Source organism: Streptomyces griseoviridis (genome assembly GCF_005222485.1).
In the GTDB taxonomy this organism is placed as follows: Bacteria; Actinomycetota; Actinomycetes; order Streptomycetales; family Streptomycetaceae; genus Streptomyces; species Streptomyces hintoniae.
This window is the reverse complement of record NZ_CP029078.1, coordinates 2,330,231-2,351,957: the sequence shown is the minus strand read 5'-3', so window position 1 is coordinate 2,351,957 and position 21,727 is coordinate 2,330,231. Positions and strand designations below refer to the sequence as shown.

18 protein-coding genes are annotated in these 21,727 nt (G+C 71.3%); 8 read left to right on the top strand and 10 right to left on the bottom strand.

All coding sequences use genetic code 11. The annotated features are described in order from the left end of the window. Positions 1-38: 38 nt before the first annotated feature. Positions 39-962, bottom strand: a complete 924-nt coding sequence (locus DDJ31_RS09485; RefSeq protein WP_127180713.1) for a glycerophosphodiester phosphodiesterase — start codon at positions 960-962, stop codon at positions 39-41. A gap of 279 nt (positions 963-1,241) precedes the next feature. Here DDJ31_RS09485 and DDJ31_RS09480 point away from each other — a divergent pair, with 279 nt between their 5' ends. From DDJ31_RS09480 to DDJ31_RS09455, 6 genes are all read left to right on the top strand, one after another. Then, positions 1,242-2,111 (top strand): MHYT domain-containing protein, encoded by an 870-nt coding sequence (locus DDJ31_RS09480; RefSeq protein WP_127180714.1) that lies wholly within the window; start codon positions 1,242-1,244, stop codon positions 2,109-2,111. A 39-nt stretch (positions 2,112-2,150) separates the two neighbouring features. Then, complete coding sequence (gene uvrB, locus DDJ31_RS09475; protein ID WP_127180715.1) at positions 2,151-4,286, top strand: excinuclease ABC subunit UvrB; 2,136 nt, start codon at positions 2,151-2,153, stop codon at positions 4,284-4,286. 170 nt (positions 4,287-4,456) lie between these two features. After that, positions 4,457-5,035: a TerD family protein gene (locus tag DDJ31_RS09470; RefSeq protein ID WP_127180716.1), complete on the top strand. Its 579-nt coding sequence runs from the start codon at positions 4,457-4,459 to the stop codon at positions 5,033-5,035. A gap of 63 nt (positions 5,036-5,098) precedes the next feature. After that, positions 5,099-7,036, top strand: coding sequence for a TerD family protein (locus DDJ31_RS09465; RefSeq protein ID WP_127180717.1), 1,938 nt, complete (start codon positions 5,099-5,101; stop codon positions 7,034-7,036). 226 nt (positions 7,037-7,262) lie between these two features. After that, entirely contained in the window at positions 7,263-8,264 is a 1,002-nt protein-coding gene (locus DDJ31_RS09460) for a TerC family protein (protein WP_127180718.1), read from the top strand. A 121-nt stretch (positions 8,265-8,385) separates the two neighbouring features. After that, complete coding sequence (locus DDJ31_RS09455) at positions 8,386-9,483, top strand: calcium:proton antiporter (protein ID WP_127180719.1); 1,098 nt, start codon at positions 8,386-8,388, stop codon at positions 9,481-9,483. Here DDJ31_RS09455 and DDJ31_RS09450 read toward each other — a convergent pair. Further along, positions 9,473-10,777, bottom strand: coding sequence for an MFS transporter (locus DDJ31_RS09450; RefSeq protein WP_127180720.1), 1,305 nt, complete (start codon positions 10,775-10,777; stop codon positions 9,473-9,475). The genes DDJ31_RS09455 and DDJ31_RS09450 overlap by 11 nt on opposite strands. A 156-nt stretch (positions 10,778-10,933) precedes the next feature. Between DDJ31_RS09450 and aroQ the strand changes: the two genes are divergently transcribed. After that, positions 10,934-11,407 carry a type II 3-dehydroquinate dehydratase gene (gene aroQ, locus DDJ31_RS09445; RefSeq protein ID WP_127180721.1) on the top strand — a complete coding sequence of 158 codons (474 nt, stop codon included), beginning with the start codon at positions 10,934-10,936 and terminating at the stop codon, positions 11,405-11,407. 66 nt (positions 11,408-11,473) lie between these two features. Here aroQ and DDJ31_RS09440 read toward each other — a convergent pair whose 3' ends face one another. The 5 genes from DDJ31_RS09440 to DDJ31_RS09420 form a co-directional block, all read right to left on the bottom strand. Further along, a complete protein-coding gene (locus DDJ31_RS09440; RefSeq protein ID WP_127182885.1) occupies positions 11,474-12,202 on the bottom strand; it encodes an amino acid ABC transporter ATP-binding protein in 729 nt (242 codons plus the stop codon). Between the two features lie 20 nt (positions 12,203-12,222). Then, on the bottom strand, positions 12,223-13,143 hold the full coding sequence (locus DDJ31_RS09435) for an amino acid ABC transporter permease (RefSeq protein ID WP_127180722.1): 921 nt from the start codon (positions 13,141-13,143) through the stop codon (positions 12,223-12,225). Then, the gene (locus DDJ31_RS09430) at positions 13,140-14,024 is read right to left on the bottom strand and encodes an ABC transporter substrate-binding protein (RefSeq protein WP_127180723.1); all 885 of its coding nucleotides are present in this window, start codon (positions 14,022-14,024) and stop codon (positions 13,140-13,142) included. Before DDJ31_RS09430 ends, DDJ31_RS09435 begins: the two co-directional genes overlap by 4 nt. 288 nt (positions 14,025-14,312) lie before the next feature. Further along, the gene (locus tag DDJ31_RS09425) at positions 14,313-14,969 is read right to left on the bottom strand and encodes an MBL fold metallo-hydrolase (protein ID WP_127180724.1); all 657 of its coding nucleotides are present in this window, start codon (positions 14,967-14,969) and stop codon (positions 14,313-14,315) included. A 57-nt stretch (positions 14,970-15,026) separates the two neighbouring features. After that, positions 15,027-15,716, bottom strand: coding sequence for a maleylpyruvate isomerase family mycothiol-dependent enzyme (locus DDJ31_RS09420; RefSeq protein ID WP_127180725.1), 690 nt, complete (start codon positions 15,714-15,716; stop codon positions 15,027-15,029). Positions 15,717-15,941: 225 nt separating this feature from the next. Here DDJ31_RS09420 and uvrA point away from each other — a divergent pair, with 225 nt between their 5' ends. Continuing rightward, positions 15,942-18,968 (top strand): excinuclease ABC subunit UvrA, encoded by a 3,027-nt coding sequence (gene uvrA, locus DDJ31_RS09415; protein WP_127180726.1) that lies wholly within the window; start codon positions 15,942-15,944, stop codon positions 18,966-18,968. A gap of 130 nt (positions 18,969-19,098) precedes the next feature. Here the strand turns inward: uvrA and DDJ31_RS09410 are convergent, their stop codons facing one another. From DDJ31_RS09410 to DDJ31_RS09400, 3 genes are all read right to left on the bottom strand, one after another. Then, a complete protein-coding gene (locus DDJ31_RS09410) occupies positions 19,099-20,010 on the bottom strand; it encodes a carbohydrate kinase family protein (protein WP_127180727.1) in 912 nt (303 codons plus the stop codon). Positions 20,011-20,106: 96 nt separating this feature from the next. Next, complete coding sequence (locus DDJ31_RS09405) at positions 20,107-21,063, bottom strand: hypothetical protein (RefSeq protein ID WP_127180728.1); 957 nt, start codon at positions 21,061-21,063, stop codon at positions 20,107-20,109. Positions 21,064-21,272: 209 nt separating this feature from the next. Further along, positions 21,273-21,647, bottom strand: a complete 375-nt coding sequence (locus DDJ31_RS09400; RefSeq protein WP_127180729.1) for a response regulator — start codon at positions 21,645-21,647, stop codon at positions 21,273-21,275. Positions 21,648-21,727: the final 80 nt, after the last annotated feature.

Genomic DNA, 21,727 nt, shown 5'->3' with positions numbered 1-21,727 from the left:
CCCACCGTACGACCCGCCACTGACAGTGCCCCTGCGGCTCAGGAACCCGGCAGGGCCGCCCGGATCACGTCGGGCTTGTTGGTGATGATCCCGTCGACCCCGAGCCCGGCCGCCTTCCGGGCGGTGTCGGCGTCGTTCACCGTCCATGTGAACACCGCCAGCGGCCGCCCGTGCGGTCCCGTGAAGCCGTGCGCGGCGTTCACATAGCCGGTCGAGAGCGAACCGAAGGACGGGTTGACGCCGTCCGTGAAGGACGCGAACGCGGGCAGGTTCGCCGTGGCCGGCCGGCCCAGGTACGCCGTCCTGAGCCCGGGTTCCAGCTCGTGCACGGTCCGCAGGCTGTCCACGCTGAAGCTCTGCACCACGAGACGGTGCTCCAGATGACGGGCGTCGAGCCAGCCCTGGTCGCCGAGGGACTTCACGATCTGCCGCTCGACGCCGGGGTACAGCTCGGGGCTCTTGATCTCCAGGAGCAGGTTCTGGTGGTGGCGCTCCACCGCGCGCAGGTAGCGGGCGAGCGTCGGCACGCGCGTGCCCGTGAACGCGGCGCCGAACCAGCTCCCCGCGTCGAGGCGGGCGATCTCGGCCGCGGTGAAGTCCCGCACCTTCCACGGAGCCCGGTCGGGGAAGACCCGTGCCGCGTCCGTCGTCCGGGCCAGGGTGTCGTCGTGGATGACGACCAGCTCGCCGTCCTTGGTGCGCTGGACGTCGTTCTCGACCCATGTGGAGCCCAGCCCGGCCGCCCGGCTGACAGCGGCGAGGGTGTTCTCGGGCGCGTAGGCGGAGGCACCGCGGTGCGCCAGCACCTGGGGCGCCGACACCGGGGGCGCGGACGGGGCGGACGGCGCGGGCATCCGGGGCGGATCGTCGACGTCGCGGGCACGGGCGTCGGAGCTGGGCAGCAGAAGGGTGGCGGCCCCCAGGAGCGCCGTGGCGGCGGCTGCGACTACGCGCACGTACATGCGTACTCCTCGCGTCGAGCGATCACGTTCGGTTCAACTGTGACAGCAGAGCGTCGACGGCGGGCGGGTGCAGAATGAGCACACATCGAACGGAGACGGCCGAGCGCGCTCACGGGTGCCGCACAACTGGGGCAAGGCCGTGTTTCTTTGCCGGAAAGTCGTTCGACCGTTCCGGTGGGGGTCATACTCTCTGCCACAACCCTGACCGCTCGGGCGGTCCTGGGAGGGGGTGTACTCCACGGCAATCGGGACGCAAGAGGGCGGGAAGGGCAGCCGCGCATGCACGGCACGATCGACGGATTCAGCTACGGACTCGTCACACCGCTGGTGGCCTACCTGATGGCCTGCCTGGGCGGAGCCCTGGGCCTGCGCTGCACCACCAGGTCCCTGCTCGTCTCGCACTCCCGGCGGCCCGCCTGGCTCGCCCTCGGTTCCGCGGCCATCGGCTCCGGCATATGGACGATGCACTTCATCGCCATGATGGGCTTCAGCGTCGACCAGGCCCCGATCCACTACGACCGGCCGATGACGTTCGCCAGCCTCGGCGTCGCCGTCGTCATGGTCGGGGTGGGGATCTTCATCGTCGGCTACCGGGGCGCCACCGGCACGGCCCTGTTCACCGGCGGCACCATCACCGGCCTCGGCATCGCGTCCATGCACTACCTGGGCATGGCCGGCATGCAGCTGAACGGCACCCTGGAGTACAACACCGTGCTCGTCGCCTGCTCCGTGGTCATCGCGATGGCCGCCGCCACCGCCGCCCTGTGGGCGGCCGGGCAGGTCAGGGGCTTCCTGTGGAGCGTCGGCGCGAGCCTCGTCATGGGCCTCGCCGTCACCGGCATGCACTACACCGGCATGGCCTCCCTCAGCGTCCACGTCCACACCACGGGCGCCCCCGTCGTGGGCGACGCGCCCACCGGACTCGTCGCGCCCATGCTCATCGGCCCGCTTGCGTTCCTGCTGCTCGCGGGGGTGGTCGTGGTCCTCGACCCGATGATGATCATGGGCGGCCCGGCCCAGGCGCCGGTGGAGCAGAAACCGGGCGTCCCCGCGCACCCCGCCGTGCGGCACGCCACCGCCCACCCCTCGCCCCCGCACCCCCGCCGCCACCAGGACCGACGCGGCGTCCGCACCCCGCAGAACCGCTGATCACCTCGCATTGTCAGTGGTGGGTCGTACGGTGGTTGCATGCGGCCCGTTTCCCAGATCGAACGCACGGTGGCGCCTTTCGAGGTCGTCAGCCCCTACCAGCCCAGCGGTGACCAGCCGCAGGCCATCGCAGAGCTAGCCCGGCGCGTCGAAGCCGGCGAGAAGGACGTCGTGCTGCTCGGCGCGACCGGCACCGGCAAGTCCGCGACCACCGCGTGGATGATCGAGAAGCTCCAGCGCCCCACCCTGGTCATGGCGCCGAACAAGACACTCGCCGCCCAGCTGGCCAACGAGTTCCGCGAGCTGCTGCCGAACAACGCGGTCGAATACTTCGTCTCGTACTACGACTACTACCAGCCCGAGGCGTATGTCCCGCAGTCGGACACCTACATCGAGAAGGACTCCTCGATCAACGAGGAGGTGGAGCGGCTGCGCCACTCCGCGACCAACTCCCTGCTCACCCGGCGTGACGTCGTCGTGGTCGCCTCGGTGTCCTGCATCTACGGCCTCGGCACCCCCCAGGAGTACGTGGACCGCATGGTCCCGCTCCGGGTCGGTGACGAGATCGACCGCGACCAGCTGCTGCGCCGCTTCGTCGACATCCAGTACACCCGCAACGACGTGGCCTTCACCCGCGGCACCTTCCGGGTCCGCGGCGACACCATCGAGATCTTCCCGGTCTACGAGGAGCTGGCCGTCCGCATCGAGATGTTCGGTGACGAGATCGAGGCGCTCTCCACCCTGCACCCGCTCACCGGCGAGATCATCAGCGACGACGAACACCTGTACGTCTTCCCGGCCTCCCACTACGTCGCGGGCCCCGAGCGCATGGAGCGCGCGGTCAACGACATCGAGAAGGAGCTGGGGGAGCGGCTGTCCGAGCTGGAGAAGCAGGGCAAGCTCCTGGAGGCCCAGCGCCTGCGGATGCGCACCACCTACGACATCGAGATGCTCCGGCAGATCGGCTCCTGCTCCGGCGTGGAGAACTACTCGATGCACTTCGACGGCCGTGAGCCCGGCTCCCCGCCCAACACCCTCCTGGACTACTTCCCGGACGACTTCCTCCTCGTCATCGACGAGTCGCACAACACGGTCCCGCAGATCGGCGCCATGTACGAGGGCGACGCCTCCCGCAAGCGGACCCTCGTCGACCACGGCTTCAGGCTGCCGTCCGCGCTCGACAACCGCCCGCTGAAGTGGGAGGAGTTCCAGGGGCGGGTCGGCCAGACCGTCTACCTGTCGGCCACCCCCGGCAAGTACGAGCTGTCGCGCGGTGACGGCGTGGTGGAGCAGATCATCCGCCCCACCGGCCTCATCGACCCCGAGGTCGTCGTCAAGCCCACCGAGGGCCAGATCGACGACCTGGTGCACGAGATCCGCAAGCGCACCGAGAAGGACGAACGCGTCCTGGTCACCACGCTCACCAAGAAGATGGCCGAGGACCTCACCGACTACTTCCTCGAGCTGGGCATCCAGGTCCGCTACCTGCACAGCGACGTCGACACCCTGCGCCGCATCGAGCTGCTGCGCGAGCTGCGGGCCGGCGAGTTCGACGTCCTGGTCGGCATCAACCTCCTCCGTGAGGGCCTCGACCTGCCCGAGGTGTCCCTGGTGGCGATCCTCGACGCCGACAAGGAGGGCTTCCTGCGCTCCGGCACCTCGCTGATCCAGACCATCGGCCGCGCCGCGCGCAACGTCTCCGGTCAGGTCCACATGTACGCCGACAAGATCACCCCGGCGATGGAGCGGGCCATCGACGAGACCAACCGGCGCCGCGAGAAGCAGGTCGCCTACAACAAGGAACGCGGCATCGACCCGCAGCCGCTGCGCAAGAAGATCAACGACATCGTGGCGCAGATCGCCCGCGAGGACGTCGACACCGAGCAGCTGCTCGGCTCCGGCTACCGCAAGGCCAAGGACGGCAAGGGAGCCAAGACGCCGGTGCCCGCCCTCGGCGCCAAGGCGGCCAAGTCCGCCAAGGGCAAGGGCAAGGCCAAGGAGACGGTCCCCACCGACCGCCCCGCGGCCGACCTCGCGGACCAGATCGAGGAGATGACCGAGCGGATGCGGGCCGCCGCTGGCGACCTCCAGTTCGAGGTCGCGGCCCGGCTGCGCGACGAGGTCTCCGAGATGAAGAAGGAACTCCGCCAGATGAAGGAGGCGGGACTCGCCTGACGTCCCCTTCTGTGACGGCGGGGGCCCCTGCCCCCGCCGTTCCCGCGCTGTGTTGCAAGACCGACACAAAGCGTGGACGGGGGTACGGCACTGTCAGTGCCCCTGCATAGGGTTTTGGTCAACCGCGGACTCCGCGGCAACAGGGGAACGTCCGAGAGGGGAATCAGCGCGTGACCGTCAACATGACCAAGGGTCAGGCCATCAGTCTGGAGAAGAGCGACGGGGGCAGCCTGACCGCGGTACGCATGGGTCTCGGCTGGCAGGCGGCTCCGCGGCGCGGTCTGTTCGGCTCGCGCACACGCGAGATCGACCTCGACGCCTCCGCCGTCCTGTTCGCCGACAAGCAGCCGGTCGACGTGGTGTTCTTCCGCCACCTGGTGAGCGACGACGGCTCGGTGCGTCACACCGGCGACAACCTCGTCGGCGGTGTCGGTCAGGGCAGCGACGACGAGTCGATCCTCGTCGACCTGTCTCGGGTGCCGGTCCACATCGACCAGATCGTCTTCACCGTCAACTCCTTCACCGGTCAGACCTTCCAGGAGGTGCAGAACGCGTTCTGCCGTCTGGTCGACGAGACCAACGGCCAGGAACTGGCCCGCTACACGCTGGCCGGCGGCGGCGCCTACACGGCCCAGATCATGGCGAAGGTGCACCGCGCGGGCGCGGGCTGGACGCTGACCGCGCTCGGCTCCCCGGCCAACGGCCGCACCTTCCAGGACCTGATGCCGACGATCCTGCCGCACCTGTAGGAGACGCCGGGCGGGGCGGCGCACGACACGACATCACCGGGCGACACGGGGGGACTGAAGGCGATGACGGCCGAGCTGACGCGGGGGCAGAACCACCCGCTCTCCCAGGTCCGCCTGGAGATCAGGATCTCGGCAGGCTCACCGGTCGTCGCCGCGGTGGCGATCGGCGACGAGCACGGCACGGTGCGCGGCTGGGAAGGGGTCGCCCACCCGGGCGCCCCCGCCCTGCCCGGCCTGGAGGTCCCCAAGCAGGCGGCGACCGCCCACCGGCTGGCCGTGGACCTCGGCGCGATGCCGGAGTCCGCGCACCGCCTCAGCGTGCTGCTCGCCCTGCCCGCCGGCGTGGGCGTCCCCGCCCGGTTCGGCGCCGTCGCGGCGCCCTTCGTCGCGGTCACCGGCCTCGACGGCACCGAGCTGGCCACCTTCACCCTCACCGGCCTCGACACCGAGTCCGCCGTCGTCGCCCTGGAGCTGTACCGCAGACAGGGCGCCTGGAAGGTGCGCGCGGTCGGCCAGGGGTACGCCGACGGACTCGCCGCGCTCCTCGCCGACCAGGGCCTGCCCGATGCGGTCCGGCTGGCGGACACCGTCCACGAGGCGGTGGCACAGGGGCTCGCCCGCTCCGTCGCGGCGCCCCCGCGGCAGCGCACGGCCGACGGCGACCGCACCCGCCACAGCGGCGCCCCGCAACCGGACCAGGCCGCCGCACCGCGGGCCACCTCCCCGTACGGGCCGCAGGACACCCCGCCAGGGGCCCCCGACACCTCCTCCGCGGTCGCCCCGCCGATGGCGGGCGGCCCGGTCGACTACACCCACCCGGGCCGCCGCGCGACGGCCCCGCCGCCCCCGCCCCCGCCGCCGGCGGGGCAGCACCCGCAGCCCGTCGCGGGCGACGCCAACGGCTGGTCCATGGACGAGCGGCTCTACAACCAGGTCTGGGGCATGTTCGAGGACCTGGCCAGGACCACCGCCGCCTACCGCAGCGCCGTGGACTTCGCCGACTCGCGCCAGGAGAAGGAGCTGGACCAGGTTCTGTCCGACCCGCGCAGCAGGATCGGCGGCCAGGGCGACGCGGTGCGCGAGGCGGCCCGTGCCCGACACGCCGAACTCGTCGACCGGGCCAGGGCCGCCCTCGACCGGGACCTCGCGCAGCTCGCCGCCGAGTCCGACGTCGTCGAGCCCGCCCTGCCGCCCGCCTACGCGCGCTGGGACAACCCCGTGTGGCACGGCTACCGGGTACCCATGGAGCTGCCGATGGCCGTGCGGCTGGGCGATCTGCGTCTGCCCGAGAGCGGCCCGCTGCGCATACCGATGCTGGTCAGGCTGCCGCTGGAGCGCGGTCTGTGGATCGACAGCGGCCGCACCGGCGTGCTCGACGAGTCGTTCGCCGACCCGCACCGGCTGCGGCGGCTCGCGCTGGACACGGCGGTCGCGGTCGCGGCCCGGCTCCTCGCCGTGTACCCGGCGCACGAGTTCGCCGTGCAGGTCATCGACCCGGCGGGCACCGGCAGGGAGGCGCTCGCGCCGCTGGTCGGCACCGGCGCCCTCGCCGCTCCGCCCGCCCTGGGGGCCGGGGGCGTGGCCGAGGTGCTCGGCCGGCTCACCCGGCGCGTCGACCTGGTGCAGATGGCGGTGCGCGGCGGCGCGGCCGACTCCCTGCCGCCCGAGGTGGACACCGCCGAGCAGCTGCTGATCGTCAACGACTTCCCGCACGGCTTCGACGACCGCGCGGTGACCCAGCTGCGTTACCTCGCGGACGAGGGCCCCGCGGTCGGCGTCCATCTGCTGATGGTCGCGGACCGGGAGGACGCCGACGGGTACGGGCCGCTGCTCGACCTGCTGTGGCGTTCGCTGATGCGACTGACGCCGGTGGCCGACGACCATCTCGCCGACCCGTGGGTGGGGCACGCCTGGACGTACGAGCCGGCGCTGGTGCCGCCCGGCAGCGAGGTGCTCCAGCAGGTGCTCGCCCGGGTGGCGACAGCCCGTACCAAGTACTAGTAAAGAGTCCTGACCTGCGGATTTGATGGTTTCTTTGCCAATCGCTTTACCAATCCTTGGTGATTGGGGTACTGTTTTCCGTACGGAGGGGAGTACTCCCTGCCAACTGCGGCGTACCCGTCAATACGGATCAGGCCAGATCCCGGGGCGTCGGCCCATCCTGGGTGGAAGAGACCTCCGGCAGCGACGACGCTGACATTTGCCGTTACGTACTGCCGGAGGCGCAGTGGATGTTTCCTTGGCCCTATGGGTCCTGACCATCGTGGGCCTAGCCGCCCTGATCGCGGTCGATTTCTTCATCGGCCGCAAGCCGCACGACGTTTCCATCAAGGAAGCCGGAATCTGGACGGTCGTCTGGATCACCCTCGCCGGCCTGTTCGGGCTCGGACTGCTCGTCTTCGGCGGCGGACAGCCCGCGGGTGAGTTCTTCGCCGGCTTCATCACCGAGAAGTCGCTGAGCGTCGACAACCTCTTCGTCTTCGTCCTGATCATGGCGAAGTTCGCGGTCCCGTCCCAGTACCAGCAGCGGGTCCTGCTCATCGGCGTCCTGATAGCCCTGGTGCTGCGGGCGGTCTTCATCGCCGCGGGCGCCGCCATCCTCGCCAGCTTCTCCTGGGTCTTCTTCCTCTTCGGCGCCTTCCTGATCTGGACCGCCTGGAAGCTCGTCCAGGAGGCGCGGGCCGACGAGGACGACGAGGAGTTCCAGGAGAACAAGCTCCTCAAGGCCGCCGAGCGCCGCTTCGGTGTCGCCGACCGCTACCACGGCACCAAGCTGTGGATCGAGCAGAACGGCAAGCGGGTCATGACCCCGATGCTGGTCGTGATGCTCGCGATCGGCACCACCGACGTCCTGTTCGCGCTGGACTCCATCCCCGCGATCTTCGGCCTCACCCAGGACCCGTACATCGTGTTCACGGCCAACGCGTTCGCGCTGATGGGCCTGCGCCAGCTGTACTTCCTCATCGGCGGGCTGCTGAAGAAGCTGGTCCACCTCAGCTACGGTCTGTCGATCATCCTGGGCTTCATCGGCGTCAAGCTCGTGCTGCACGCGCTGCACGAGGCCGGCGTCCATGTCCCGGTGATCTCCATACCCGTCTCGCTGGGTGTGATCTGCGGCGTCCTGATCGTCACCACGATCACCAGCCTCTACGCCTCCAAGAAGCAGGCGGCGGCCGAGGCGGCCCGGACCGAGGGCGACGACGCCCCCAAGGACAGCGTCGAGGCCTGACAACCGTGACACGCGGACACCACCGCCGGGAGCGGCGCACGGCATCGGCCGGGCACCGCTCCCGGTGCTCCACCCCGCCGCAGGACATGCGGCGCCCCGACCGCTCTGCGACGATCGCTGCATGATCGCCACGCTCAGGTCGCTCGCACACTGGACGTCCGGTGTGCCCGTGCTCGCGGTCGTCCTGCTGATCCTCACCTGGGGCCGCGATCTGCCTGGCGTCATCGTCGCGCTGGTCACCCTGGTCCTGGCCGGAGCCGTCCTCGCGGCCGTCCACCACGCCGAGGTGGTCGCCCACCGGGTCGGCGAGCCTTTCGGCTCCCTCGTCCTGGCCGTCGCCGTGACGATCATCGAGGTCGCCCTCATCGTCACCCTCATGATCGACGGCGGCGACAAGAGCACGACCCTGGCCCGCGACACCGTCTTCGCCGCAGTGATGATCACCTGCAACGGCATCGTCGGCCTCTGCCTGCTGGTCGCCTCGCTGCGCCACGGCACCGCCGTCTTCAACCCCGAGGGCACCGGCGCGGCCCTCGCCACCGTCGCCACCCTGGCCACCCTCAGCCTGGTGCTGCCGACCTTCACCACCAGCAAGCCGGGACCGGAGTTCTCCGGCGTCCAGCTCACCTTCGCCGCGATCTCCTCACTGATCCTGTACGGCCTGTTCGTCACCACCCAGACCGTGCGGCACCGGGACTACTTCCTCCCCCTCACCCGCCTGGGGGAGCCGATCACCCAGGACGACCACGCCGACGCGCCCTCCGCCCGCACCGCCTGGACCAGCCTCGGACTGCTCGGCCTCGCCCTGATCGGCGTGGTCGGCCTCGCGAAGGGCGTGTCGCCCACCATCGAGTCGGGCGTGGAGGCGGCCGGGCTCCACCACGCCGTCGTCGGTGTGATCATCGCCCTGCTGGTGCTGCTGCCCGAGACCATCGCGGCGCTCCGCTCCGCCCGCCGCGACCGGGTGCAGACCAGCCTCAACCTCGCCCTCGGCTCCGCCATGGCCAGCATCGGCCTGACCATCCCCGCCGTCGCCCTGGCGTCGATCTGGCTCTCCGGGCCGCTCGTCCTCGGCCTCGGCGACACCCATCTGGTGCTGCTTGCGCTCACCGTCGTGGTCAGCTCGCTGACCGTGGTCCCGGGCCGCGCCACCCCGCTCCAGGGCGGCGTCCACCTGGTGCTGTTCGCGGCCTACCTGGAACTGGCGATCAATCCATGACCGGCCGCCCGGCCGCCACCCGCACCGGCCGGGTCTCCGGCAGCAGCGCGAAACAGCCCAGGCTCAGCAGCGCCATCCCGGTCAGATAGGCGCCCACGCCCCACGGCACCCGCCCGCTGTGCGCGGCGAGCGCGGTCGCCGCGATCGGCGTCAGCGCGCCCCCGAGCACCCCGCCGAGGTTGTAGCCGAAGGCCGCGCCCGTGCAGCGGATGCGCGGCTCGTACAGCTCCGGCAGATACGCGGCGATCACCCCGTACACCGTGGCGAACGACAGCAGCGCCCCCAGGAACCCCACGAACATCGGCAGCGGCTGCCCGGTCGACAGCAGCGCCACCATCGGGAACATCCACAGCGCCGAGGCGCCGCACCCGATCAGGCACAGCGGCCGCCGCCCGTAGCGGTCCCCGAGCAGCGCCATCACCGGCATCAGCGTGCCCTTCACCGCCACGGCGGCCATCACACAGGTCAGCATGACGGTACGGCTCACCCCGAGCCGCTCGGTCCCGTAGGCCAGCGACCACGTCGTCACCGAGTAGAAGATCGCGTACCCGACGGCGAGCGCGCCCGCCGTCAGCAGGACCAGCCGCCAGTGGTCGCGCACGACCTCCACGAACGGCACCCGCGCGTGGTCGTCGATCTCCAGGAACCGGGGGCTCTCGGTGAGCGACGAGCGCAGCCACAGACCCGCCGTCGCCAGCACCCCGGCCGCCCAGAACGGCACCCGCCAGCCCCAGGAGGCGAACTGCGCGTCGGACAGGGTCGCCGACAGCGCCAGGATCGCGCCGTTGGCGAGCAGGAACCCCACGGCGGGCCCGACCTGCGGGAAGCTCGACCACAGCGCGCGCCGCTCGGCCGGCGCGTGCTCCGTGGCCAGCAGCACGGCCCCGCCCCACTCGCCGCCGACCCCGAGCCCCTGCGCGAACCGCAGGACCAGCAGCAGCGCGGGGGCCGCCGTCCCGATCGACTCGTACGTCGGCACACACCCGACGGCGACCGTGGACGCCCCCGTCAGCACCAGGGACACCACGAGCACCGGCCGGCGCCCGCGCCGGTCCCCGAGGTGCCCGAACAGCGCCGCGCCGAGCGGCCGGGCGACGAAGCCCACCCCGAACGTCGCGAAGGCGGCCAGCACTCCGGCGACCGGCGAGAAGGTCGGGAAGAACAGCGGCCCCAGGACCAGCGCCGCCGCGGTCCCGTAGGCGAAGAAGTCGTAGAACTCGATGGCGGTTCCGGCGAGCGAGGCCGCGGCGACCCGCGTCATGGAGGGCGCCCTTACGGTGTGTGCATCGTGCATGTCGCGTCAACTACCCACGGTGATCACGAGTTACGGGGGCGCGCGGGGGCGCGGCACTCACCGGCAGGGGCCGCCCCGGCGCCCGCGCACCGTGATAGACCGGGTGCGAGCAGCGGTCCTTCGCGGATCGCATCATCCGACCGGACCGGAGGAACCGTGCCCCGCAGCCTGGCCCACGCCCCGATCATGATTCTCAACGGCCCCAATCTGAACCTGCTCGGGCAGCGCCAGCCGGAGATCTACGGTTCCGAGACGCTCGCCGACGTCGAGGCGCTGTGCGTCAAGGCGGCGGCGGCGCACGGCGGCACGGTGGACCTGCGGCAGTCCAACCACGAGGGCGAACTGGTCGACTGGATCCATGAGGCGCGGCTGAACCACAGCGGCATCGTGATCAACCCCGGTGCCTACTCGCACACCTCGGTCGCCATCCTGGACGCTCTCAACACCTGCGACGGGCTGCCCGTGCTGGAGGTGCACATCTCCAACATCCACCGGCGCGAGTCCTTCCGCCACCACTCCTACGTCTCGCTGCGCGCCGACGGGGTCATCGCCGGGTGCGGGGTGCAGGGGTACGCGTTCGCGGTCGAACGGGTCGCCGCGCTGGCGGGGGAGGGGCGCGCCGACACCTAGGAACGCCCCCCGGGGACCGGCGCATCCGTGCCCTGGGTAAGGGGCGGCCGCCATGGCGTGTGGGGCTTACAGGCGGCCCGCCTCCACGATCCGCTTCAGGAAGCGCCGGGTGCGGTCCTCCCGGGGATCGCCGAAGACCTGTTCGGCTGTGCCCCGTTCCAGGACGACCCCTCCGTCCAGGAAGCAGACCTGGTCGGCCACGTCCCGGGCGAACCCCATCTCGTGCGTGGCCAGCACCATCGTCATCCCGTCCGCCTTGAGGTCGCGGACGACGGCGAGGACCTCGCCGACCAGCTCGGGGTCGAGCGCGGCGGTGACCTCGTCGAGGAGCAGCAGCCGCGGCCGTACCGCCAGGGCGCGCACGATCGCCACCCGCTGCTGCTGGCCACCGCTGAGCCGGTCCGGGTACTCGCCCGCCCTGGAGCCGAGCCCGAGCCGCTCCAGCAGCTCCCTGGCCCGCTCCTCGGCCTCCGCGCGCGGCACACCGTGCACCCGGCGCGGGGCCAGCGTGATGTTCTCCAGCACGGTCATGTGCGGGAACAGGTTGTACGACTGGAAGACGACGCCGATCCGGCGCCGTACCGCGTCCTGGTCGGCGCGCGGGTCGGTGATCTCCTCGCCGTCCAGCCAGATCGCGCCGTCGTCGATCTCCTCCAGCAGGTTCGCGCAGCGCAGCAGCGTCGACTTGCCGGAGCCCGACGCGCCGATCAGCGCGGTCACCGTGTGCGGGGCGACCTCCAGATCGACGTCCCGCAGCACCACCGAGGCGCCGAAGGTCTTGCGGACCGACTCCATGCGCAGCACGGGCGCGTCGCTCACAGTGCACCTCCCTGGGCCCGACGGCGGTCCATCCGGGCCGTCACCCAGTCGGTGAACCGGGTCATCGGGATCGTCAGCGCCACGAAGACCAGGCCCGCGACGATGTACGGCGTGTAGTTGAGGCTGCGGCCCACGATGATGTCCGCGGCCCGTACGGCGTCGATCGCGCCGCCGATCGACACCAGTCCGGTGTCCTTCTGCAGCGACACCAGGTCGTTGAGGAGCGGCGGCACCTGGCGGCGCACGGCCTGCGGGAGCACCACATGGCGCAGCGCCTGCCGGTTGGTGAGGCCGAGGGAGCGGGCCGCCGCGCGCTGCGAGGGGTGCACGGACTCGATGCCGGCGCGGAACACCTCGGCGACGTACGCCGAGTACGTGAGCGTCAGGGCGGTCCCGCCGAGCAGCACCGGGTCGACCGTGACGCCCTGCAGCCGCAGCGCCGGCACCCCGAGGACGACGATCATCAGGTTGATGATCAGCGGCAGTCCGCGGAAGAAGTCCGTGTACGCGGCGGCCAGCGCGCGCAGCGGGAAGAACACCGGGCCGCGCAGGGTCCGCGCGACGGCGATCAGCATGCCGAGGACCAGCACGGCCGCGCCGCAGATCAGCAGCAGCCGGACGTTGAGCCAGAGTCCTTCGAGGACCTTGGGGAACGCCTCGCGCGCGTACCGCGCGCTGAAGAACGTCTCCTTGGTGCGCGGCCAGCCGGGCGCGTGGACGACGACCAGGTAGAGGACGACGCCCGTCACGAGGGTGGAGAGCGCGCCGATCGCGGTCGCGCGCCGCGCCCGCGCGCGCCGGTGGCGCTCGCGCTCGATCCGGCGCGCGGAGGGCGTGTAGCCGTCGTGGTCCCGGCCGGACGGGACGCCGTCGCCGTCCGCGCCGCCGTGCCCGGACTCCGTCTCGACGGACGTCACTTGAGGACCGGGACGTCGACGGCGTCGGAGAGCCACCGCTTCTCGATCTTCGTCAGGGTGCCGTTCTCGCGCAGCGCGTCGACGGCGTCCGTCACGCACGAGGTGAGCGCGCTGCCCTTGTCGAGCACCAGGCCGAACTGCTCGGGGGCGCCGCCCTGGTTCTCGAACTGCCCGACGATCCGCGCGTCCGTGACCTCGGCCGCGGTGATGTAGAACGCGGTCGGCAGGTCGACGACGATCGCGTCGACCTGACCGTTCTTCAGGGCGGACTTGGCCTGGTCGTTCTTGGCGTAGACCGCGGGCTGCCGCTCGGGCTTCACCACGTCGGTGATGTAGTCGAGGCTGGTGGTGCCGACCTGGGCGCCCAGCTTGAGGCCGCGCAGCTGGGCGACGGTCGTGGCGCCGGCCGCCTTGCCTCCCTTGAGGGCGAGGACCGCCTGGCGCACGTCGTAGTAGCCGGACGAGAAGTCCACGGCCTTCTTGCGCTCGTCACTGATCGACACCTGGTTGATGTCGAAGTCGAAGGTCTTCTCGCCGGGCGCGAACGCCTTGTTGAAGGGCACGCTCTGCCAGACGACGGCGCTCCTGTCGTAGCCGAGCCGCTCCGCCACCGCGTAGGCGACCGCGGACTCGTAGCCCTCGCCGCCCGCCGGCCTGTCGTCCTTGAACCACGGTTCGTAGGCCGGTTCGTCCGTCGCGACCGTCAGCTTGCCCGCCGTCCTGGTCGCCAGCTCGCCCGGGGCACACGTGCCGCCCGCCGACCCGGACGGCGCGTCGGCCGCCTTCCGCTCCGGCTGCGGAGCACAGCCGACCGCGAGGGCGAGCAGGGCTGTGGTGACGGCGACGATCGCGGGGCGCGGGACGCGAGGGGCAGGGTGCATGGCGGGAGAGTGGCAGCCCGGCGTTCGGTTTGTCGAGGTCACGACCGGATGTGTCCGCATGGTGGGAACGGGTGTTGCGCCACTGTGAACAGGCCGGGGCCGCCGGTCGAGGGCGGGATGGAGAGACCGGCGGCCCACGCCGCGCAGGAGCCGTCTTCCTGTGCGGGGCCGCCACCAGTTCACCGCGTCACCGGCCCGCGACGGGAGCGCGCGGACACCACCGGCGTGTGCGAACACTTCACACGGGGCGCGCGTTCCTCCTTCGCGCACCCCCTGTTACCGCTGGGCTCACCACCCCCGCGCGTGCCACTCGGGCAGATGCGGCCGCTCGGTGCCCAGCGTCGTGTCGTCGCCGTGCCCCGGGTAGACCCAGGTCTCGTCCGGCAGGGCGTCGAAGATCTTCGTCTCGACGTCGTGGATCAGGCGCGCGAACGCCTCTGGATCCTTGCGGGTGTTGCCGACGCCGCCGGGGAACAGGCAGTCCCCGGTGAAGACATGGGGGTGGCCGTGCGGGTCGTCGTAGACGAGGGCGATCGAGCCCGGGGTGTGGCCGACCAGATGGCGCGCGGTGAGGGTGACCCGGCCGACGCGCAGGGTGTCGCCGTCGTCGACGAGGGTGTCGGTCGGCACGGGGATGCCGGGCGCGTCCTCGCGGCCCGCGTACGTGCGCGCGCCGGTGGCCGCCACCACCTGGGCCAGCGCCTGCCAGTGGTCGCCGTGCTGGTGCGTGGTGACGACGGAGGCGATGCCGTCGGCGCCGATCGTGCCGAGGAGGGTCTGCGCGTCGTTCGCCGCGTCGATCAGCAGTTGCTCGTCGGTGGCCCGGCAGCGCAGCAGATAGGCGTTGTTGTCCATCGGGCCGACCGCGATCTTGGTGATCATCAGGTCCCTGAGCTCGTGCACGTCCGCCGGTCCGCCGACCGTCACCTGTCCGCTGTAGGTCATGGCCGCCAGCCTATAGCGGGGGAGCGCACCGCAACCGCCCCGCTACAGGTCCCGCGGTCAGAGCGGGGGCAGCGCGGGCAGCGGGCCACCCGTGACGGTCAGGGCCGCGCCGTCACGGCGTCCCGCGAGCCAGCCGAGCAGGTCGGGCGCCGGGCCCGTGACGGTGAGCGCCGGGGCTCCCTGGGCGGCGCTTCCGGTGCTCCACGCGCGCGTGGAGTCCGTCAGACGGGTCGACGGCACCTCGGGGTGACCGGCGAAGCGGTCGGCGAGGAAGGCGATCTCCCGCTCCGTGAACGCCTCGGGCAGCTCCTCCAGCTCGTACCCGATGCCGAGGTCCACGTGGTGCAGCTCCACCTCGATCCAGCGCCGGAACGGCACCCTGGCCGCCGCGTCGGTGACGCCGTTGCGCAGCTCCACCGTGCGCGACCAGTCCGCGGGCGCCGCCCCCGCCGCCTGGAAGCGGTCGGCCGTCGCCCGCAGATCGGCGAGCTGGACGTCCAGGGGGCGCGGGGCGTCCCGCTCGATGTCGGCGTCCCTGGCCGCCGCCGACGGGTACATGGGGCGGCCTTCGAGGACGTTCACGAGTGCGTCGGCGTTGCGGGCGAGGTGGGCGAGGACGTGACCGCGGCTCCAGCCAGGCAGCCGTGACGCCTCGGCCGCCGAAGCGTTGTCCAGTGCGGCGGCAGCGCTGAGCAGCCGGTCGGTCGCGTCCCGTACAGACGCCAGGTCATGAGCGTGATCAATCATGCTGCTGACATTAGCTGCGCCACACCTTCGGGTGAAGGTGATGAAGCCCGGCCTTAAATCGAATGCACGTGCTATAAGGTCGGTGGCGGCGTCGGGCATGCTGGAGGGCCGGGGATTGTTAAGGCAACCAGGAATCCGACCGGCGTTGTCAGTGGCTCCCCCTAGTCTGAAGAAGCACGGGGGCTTTGGCCCCTGTCACTTCTCTCAAGAAAGGTGCGGACCGGCGTGGCCGACCGTCTCATCGTCCGTGGCGCGCGCGAGCACAACCTGAAGAACGTCTCGCTCGACCTGCCCAGGGACTCGCTCATCGTCTTCACGGGCCTGTCCGGTTCGGGCAAGTCCTCCCTCGCCTTCGACACCATCTTCGCCGAGGGCCAGCGCCGCTACGTGGAGTCGCTCTCCTCGTACGCCCGGCAGTTCCTCGGCCAGATGGACAAGCCGGACGTCGACTTCATCGAAGGTCTGTCGCCCGCGGTGTCCATCGACCAGAAGTCGACCTCGCGCAACCCGCGCTCGACGGTCGGCACCATCACCGAGGTCTACGACTACCTCCGGCTGCTGTTCGCGCGCATCGGCAAGCCGCACTGCCCCGAGTGCGGCCGGCCGATCTCCCGCCAGTCGCCGCAGGCCATCGTCGACCGGGTGCTCGAGCTGCCCGAGGGCAGCCGGTTCCAGGTGCTGTCCCCGCTGGTGCGCGAGCGCAAGGGCGAGTTCGTCGACCTCTTCGCCGACCTCCAGACCAAGGGCTACAGCCGCGCGCGCGTGGACGGTGCGACCGTCCAGCTCTCCGAGCCGCCCACACTGAAGAAGCAGGAGAAGCACACCATCGAGGTGGTCATCGACCGCCTCACGGTGAAGGACTCCGCCAAGCGCCGCCTCACCGACTCCGTGGAGACCGCCCTCGGCCTCTCCGGCGGCATGGTCGTGCTCGACTTCGTCGACCTCCCCGAGGACGACCCCGAGCGCGAGCGCATGTACTCGGAGCACCTGTACTGCCCGTACGACGACCTGTCCTTCGAGGAGCTCGAGCCGCGCTCCTTCTCCTTCAACTCCCCCTTCGGTGCCTGTCCCGACTGCTCCGGCATCGGCACCCGCATGGAGGTCGACCCGGAGCTGATCGTCCCGGACGAGGACAAGTCCCTCGACGAGGGCGCCATCCACCCCTGGTCGCACGGCCACACCAAGGACTACTTCGGCCGGCTGGTCGGCGCCCTCGCGGACGCGCTGGGCTTCCGCACCGACATCCCCTTCGCGGGGCTGCCGCAGCGCGCCAAGAAGGCCCTCCTGTACGGGCACAAGACCCAGATCGAGGTCCGCTACCGCAACCGGTACGGCCGCGAGCGCGTGTACACGACACCCTTCGAGGGCGCCGTCCCGTTCGTGAAGCGCCGGCACAGCGAGGCCGAGAGCGACGCCAGCCGGGAGCGCTTCGAGGGCTACATGCGCGAGGTGCCCTGCCCCACCTGCGAGGGCACCCGCCTCAAGCCGATCGTCCTCGCCGTCACGGTCATGGGGAAGTCGATCGCCGAGGTCTCCGGCATGTCCATCAGCGACTGCGCCGACTTCCTGGGCGAGCTGAAGCTCAACGCCCGCGACAAGAAGATCGCCGAGCGGGTCCTCAAGGAGGTCAACGAACGGCTGCGGTTCCTCGTCGACGTCGGCCTCGACTACCTCTCGCTCAACCGCGCCGCCGGCAGCCTCTCCGGCGGCGAGGCCCAGCGCATCCGGCTGGCCACTCAGATCGGCTCCGGACTCGTCGGCGTGCTCTACGTCCTCGACGAGCCGTCCATCGGCCTGCACCAGCGGGACAACCACCGGCTGATCGAGACCCTGGTCCGGCTGCGTGACATGGGCAACACGCTCATCGTCGTCGAGCACGACGAGGACACCATCAAGGTCGCCGACTGGATCGTCGACATCGGCCCCGGCGCCGGTGAGCACGGCGGCAAGGTCGTGCACAGCGGCTCCTACAAGGAGCTGCTCGACAACCCGCGGTCGCAGACCGGCCTCTACCTGGCGGGCAAGAAGGCGATCCCGCTGCCCGACGTCCGCCGCCCGCAGGACCCGTCCCGCAGGCTCACCGTGCACGGCGCCCGCGAGAACAACCTCCAGGACATCGACGTCTCCTTCCCGCTCGGTGTCTTCACGGCCGTCACGGGCGTCTCGGGTTCGGGCAAGTCGACGCTGGTCAACGACATCCTGTACACCCACCTCGCGCGCGAGCTGAACGGCGCGAGGAGCGTCCCCGGGCGGCACACGCGCGTGGCGGGCGACGACCTCGTCGACAAGGTCGTGCACGTCGACCAGTCGCCCATCGGCCGCACCCCGCGCTCGAACCCGGCCACCTACACCGGTGTCTTCGACCACATCCGCAAGCTGTTCGCCGAGACCACCGAGGCGAAGGTCCGCGGCTACATGCCCGGCCGCTTCTCCTTCAACGTCAAGGGCGGCCGCTGCGAGAACTGCGCGGGCGACGGCACGATCAAGATCGAGATGAACTTCCTCCCGGACGTGTACGTCCCGTGCGAGGTCTGCCACGGCGCCCGGTACAACCGGGAGACCCTGGAGGTCCACTACAAGGGCAAGTCCATCGCCGACGTCCTGAACATGCCGATCGAGGAGGCGTGCTCGTTCTTCGAGGCCGTCCCCGCGATCTCCCGTCACCTCGGCACCCTCAACGACGTCGGCCTCGGCTATGTCCGACTCGGCCAGTCCGCGACCACCCTGTCCGGCGGTGAGGCACAGCGCGTCAAGCTCGCGAGCGAGTTGCAGCGCCGCTCCACCGGCAGCACCGTCTACGTCCTGGACGAGCCGACCACCGGTCTGCACTTCGAGGACATCAGCAAGCTGCTGACGGTCCTGTCGGGCCTGGTCGACAAGGGCAACACGGTCATCGTCATCGAGCACAACCTCGACGTGATCAAGACCGCGGACTGGGTCGTCGACATGGGCCCCGAAGGCGGCGCGGGCGGCGGACTCGTGGTCGCCGAGGGCACGCCGGAGGAGGTCGCCGGGGTGCCGGCCAGCCACACCGGCAAGTTCCTGCGCGACATCCTCGACGTCGACCGGATCAGCGACGCGTCCCCGTCGAAGGCCCCGCGCCGCACTACGGCGAAGAAGGCCGCCGTGAAGAAGACGGTGGCGAAGACGGCCGCCGCCACGAAGGGGACGGCCGCCGCGACCAAGGCGACCGGCGCCAAGAAGGCGGCCGCGGCAAAGAAGACGACCGCCTCGCGGGCCCGCAAGGACTGAGCGACCGAGCGGATTCCAGCCCGGCCGGGACCGTGTTTCCGGCCGGGCTCGCGATTCCTGTCGGGCTCGGGCTCTCGGCTGGGGTCGCGATTCTCCGCCGACCGCGACCCCGCCACCACCGAGGGCCTGCCTACACCTCGCCCACCTCGGAGGCGAACGGCGGCTCCGCGCCCGCCCGGGAGCAGGTGATCGCAGCCGCACGAGCCGCGAACCCCAGCAGCCGGTCCCAACCCCGAGCCCCCAGCGCCGCCACCCCCTCCGGGGAGAGCGCGTCGGTGGCGGCGAGGCCGTGCAGCAGCGCCGCGTTCACGGTGTCGCCCGCCCCGATCGTGTCCACGACGTCGACCTTCTCGCCCGGCACGGAGTACTCCGCGCCGTCCCGCGTGTACGCGGTCAGCCCGTCACCGCCCCGCGTGATCACGACGGCCGAGGGGCCCGCGGCCAGCCACTCGCGAGGAGAGCCGCCCAGCCACCCGGCGTCCTCCTCGGAGAGCTTCAGCAGCGACACCGAGGGCAGCCAGCTCGTGAACCGGGCCCGGTAGGCATCGGCGTCGGGGATCAGCCCGGCCCGGATGTTCGGGTCGAGGGCGGTGAACACGCCCTGCCCCGCGGCGGTCCGCAGCAGCCGCTCATAGGCGGTCGCGCCCGGTTCGAGAACGAGGGAACAGGTGCCGAAGGACACCGCGCGCGTCCCCGCGGGCAGCGCCTCGGCCGCCGAGAACAGCCGGTCGGCGGTGCCCTCGACGTAGAACGTGTAGGCGGCCGAGCCGCCCGCGTCGAGCGTGGCGACCGCCAGCGTCGTCGGCTCCGTGCCGCGCTGCACGGCCGAGACGTCGACGCCCGCGGAGCGCAGCCCGTCGAGCAGCGCCTCACCGAAGGCGTCCCGCGAGGTGCGGGAGCAGAAGGCGGTGGAGGAACCGAGCCTGCCGAGCGCCACAGCCGTGTTGTACGGGCCGCCGCCGCGCGCCGGGGTCAGCGCCGCGAGGGCGCCCGTGCCCTGCGGCACCAGGTCGATCAGAGCTTCACCGGCGACGACGATCACGAGACGGTTCCTTCCGAGAACTGAGCAGAGCGCCCCGGGGCGCGTCCGCACCGCCTGGGCGCCGATCTTCCTACCATATGCGGGCTGGGGGCATTCCTACTCCCAGTCCCAGCCGATCCCCAGGACCCCGGTCCGCACCCGCGGTTCCACCAGGTGGACCGAGTGGTGGCGGGCGCTGATCGGCAGCTCAAGCCGGCCGCCGCGCGGCGCCGCCGCCGAATGCTGGGTGAAGCGGTGGCAGCGGGTCGGCAGGGCCCGCCCGTCGAAACTCACCTGGAGCGCGTACTGCCCGCCCACGGGCCCGAAACCCCGCACGTACTCGCGCGACTCACCGGCCGTGCCGTCCTCGACGCCGTACCGGAACAGGAAGGTGTCACCGGCCCGCAGCCGGGTGTCGAAGAGAAGCTCCGCGACCAGGACACCCGTGTCGTGATGCACCCGGGTCCGTCCGGTGCGGCAGTTGTCCAGCGCGTGCAGCCGCATCCGCTCCGGCGCGCACTCCGGGTCGCCGTGGTGGACGGCGACGAAGCGGTCGACGCCGTCCCGGTGGGCGCGCACGATGTGATGGGACTCGCGGCCGGCCAGCTCACGGCGGGCGCCGATCCGGACCCGTTCGTGGTGGCCCAGGGTGTGCAGCCCGCCGTCGGGCGGCAGGCTCAGCTCGGCCAGCAGCCGTTCCAGGACCCCGGACGCCTCCACGAAGGAACGGTACGAACGGGCGGCGGGGCGTTGCGCGCAGGCGTGCGCGTCGTTCTCGGCGAGCAGCCTGATCAAAGACTCCTCGGGGAGCTGGAGGATCTCCTCCAGGGCGCGGACGGCCCTGAGCGACTCCGGACGCTGCGGCCTGCGGGCCCCCTGCTGCCAGTAACTCAGGCTCGTCACACCGACCTTGACCCCGCGCCGCGACAGATGGTGCTGCACCCGCTGCAACGGCAGCCCGCGGGCGGCGATCGCGGCACGCAGCGCCACATGGAACGGGCCGCTCCGCAGGGCCGCGTCCAGTTCCGCGGTGGTGGCGGCGGCGACGTCAGCGTGCTGTGTGGCGTGCGGCATGCGGGGGCCTTTCTCTGGAAGCTCGCTACGGCTGGTCAGACCGGTTCCGCGCCGGCGCCGGGGCGACCCCGGTGCCGCCGGGGCGCCTTCACATCCGTACGCCCTCGTTCAGCGCCCCGAGTTCCCCCGCATTGAAGCGTGTTGACCTAGTCCCGACAACACCTGACGCCCAACAGCGGCGTACTCCTGGCCAGAGGTGCCCGCCGCGCTCAGGTCGCGTCCGCCGCTCCCTCGCGGCCCAGGACCTCCCGGATCGCCCGCCCGGACAGCTCCGCCTTGTGCAGGAAGCCGCGGGCCGGACTGGCCGCCACCAACTCCTGGACGTCCTCGAAGCGGTGCGTGGAGATCAGGATGACGGCGCAGGGGACGGTGCGGGTGAGAGCGACCGCGAGGTCCAGACCGCTCTCGTCGGCGAGGTCCAGGTCGACCAGGACGACGTCCGGAGCGAGCGCCGCGGCGTGCGCCAGCGCCTGCGCACCTGTCGAGGCCATGCCGACGACGGCTGTCCCGTCGCGCTCCAGCAGCGTCCGCGCCGCGTCGAGGAACCGGATGCTGTCATCGACGAGAAGACAGCGCATGGTCATGCGCACAGCGTGCCCACCGCCCGTTGATTGCGCCTCCCGGCTAGCCGGAAAAAGGGACGGCGTCCGGTACCCGGTAGCTG